At 73.5% G+C, this 1,627-nt stretch carries 3 protein-coding genes; all 3 read right to left on the bottom strand.

The features are described 5' to 3' along the window. Positions 1–86: 86 nt before the first annotated feature. The gene (locus ABZU75_RS46390; RefSeq protein ID WP_355569973.1) at positions 87–488 is read right to left on the bottom strand and encodes an antibiotic biosynthesis monooxygenase; all 402 of its coding nucleotides are present in this window, start codon (positions 486–488) and stop codon (positions 87–89) included. 52 nt (positions 489–540) lie between these two features. After that, complete coding sequence (locus ABZU75_RS46385) at positions 541–1,128, bottom strand: alkaline shock response membrane anchor protein AmaP (RefSeq protein WP_355569970.1); 588 nt, start codon at positions 1,126–1,128, stop codon at positions 541–543. A 5-nt stretch (positions 1,129–1,133) separates the two neighbouring features. Continuing rightward, the coding region (locus ABZU75_RS46380; protein ID WP_355569967.1) for a DUF6286 domain-containing protein at positions 1,134–1,627 on the bottom strand (494 nt) is incomplete at its 5' end.

The following is a 1,627-nucleotide window of genomic DNA, read 5'->3' as shown; positions in this document are numbered from 1 at the left end:
CCGGAAACGAGGGGGAGCGGGGCCTACCCGCTCAACGCGGACTCGGAACCCGGCCGGGGCCGGTCGGGCGCCCCCTCGGCGAGCGATCAGGCTCCGGGCGCGGGCCCGGTGCTCTGTACGACTTCAAACGACCACAGCTCGGCCCCGGAGGCTGCCGGGCCCTGCCCGTGGCCGTGCCCCTGGGCCGGGCCGGCCGCCTCCTGCCCGTGCCCATGCCCGTGACCCTGGCCCTGACCGGCCTCGGCGGCGGCCTGGGCGTGGCCGCGCTGGAAGGCCTGGCTCTCGGTCCAGCGCTTGAAGTCCTCATCGGAACGCCAGCGGGTGTAGACCAGGTAGCGGTCGGTGCCGTCCACCGGGCGGAGCAGTTCGAACCACTCGAACCCGTCCGCGGACTCGACCACTCCCGCCCGCCCCGAGAAGCGGCGCTCCAGCTCCTCGCGCATCTCCGCGGACACTGTCAGCACGTTTATCTTCACGACCGAAGGCACATCGTCTCCTCGAAGCGTTGGTTTCCCTGATCACCCTATGATCGGCGCTCCGTCAGGTGACGGTCCTGCGGGGGTGCGGCGCGTCCCCCAGGCTCACCCGGGCGACGGCGGGTATGCGCTCGGTCTCCAGGGTCTGGCGCATGTGCGGGATGACCACCCCGCTCAGCTGCTCGCGGACCGCGCTCATCGGCGCGTCCTCGGCGACCGCCACCCGCATCCGGACGGCGGGGTGCTCGCTCGTGCCGATCATCGCGGCGGTGGCGCCGATGATCGAGGGGTGCGAGCCCGCCTCGGCGGCCGCCGCGTCGGTCACGCTGTGCGCGTCCACCTCGGTGATCCCGGCGGGACCGCCGTCCAGGCGGATGCCGCTCAGCCTCCGGCGGCGTCCCTGGACCAGCAGCCAGCGCAGGCCGAACAGCGCGAGCACTATCGCCGCCGCGGCGACCACCCACCACAGCCACGGGTCGTAGCGGGCGAACGCCGCACGCGTCTGGGCGTCCACGAGTGGTCCGCGGGCGGACGCCACGGCCGGAGGGAACGCCCCCGCGCCGCGCGCCATCACCAGGGCGCTCAGGGCCATCAGCGCCAGTCCCACGAGTAGCAGCCCCAGCCGGTTGCCCCGGGCGGTCTTGTCGTCCATGGCGCTCACTTCCCTCGCAGGTGCACGTGGACGGGATGGTTCCAGACGGGGGAGAGCGCGGCGATCCGCACGGTCACCGCCTCCCGTACGGCGTCGGCCAGTCCGGTGGTGTCCCGGACGCCGCTGCGGGCGTTCACTCGCACGGTCTTCCCCACCAGCCGTACCTTGGCCTGGTCCACCCCCTGCACCCGCTCGGCCGTGTGGGCCAGCGACCGGGTGAAGCCCCGGCGCTGCATGCCGATGACCAGGTCCTTGTCGCCCGTCCGCACCGGGATCAGCGTGGGCCGTCCCGGGATGAGCGCGAACAGCACCAGCAGCAGGCCCAGCAGGCCGACCAGGCCCGCGCCCGCCATCACCTGCCGGTCGCTCCACGGCGTCGACGACGCCCAGGCGAGCATCCGGTCGTAGGGCAGCAGGCGCAGCGGGTGGCCGACCAGCGCGGAGATGACCTCCAGCGCCACCAGGACGCCGATCGCCGTCATCACCGCCGTGGTGATGA

Source organism: Streptosporangium sp. NPDC005286 (genome assembly GCF_040607515.1).
Classification (GTDB): Bacteria; Actinomycetota; Actinomycetes; order Streptosporangiales; family Streptosporangiaceae; genus Streptosporangium.
Note: the sequence above shows the minus strand (reverse complement) of the source record. Positions and strands in the feature narration are given on the sequence as shown.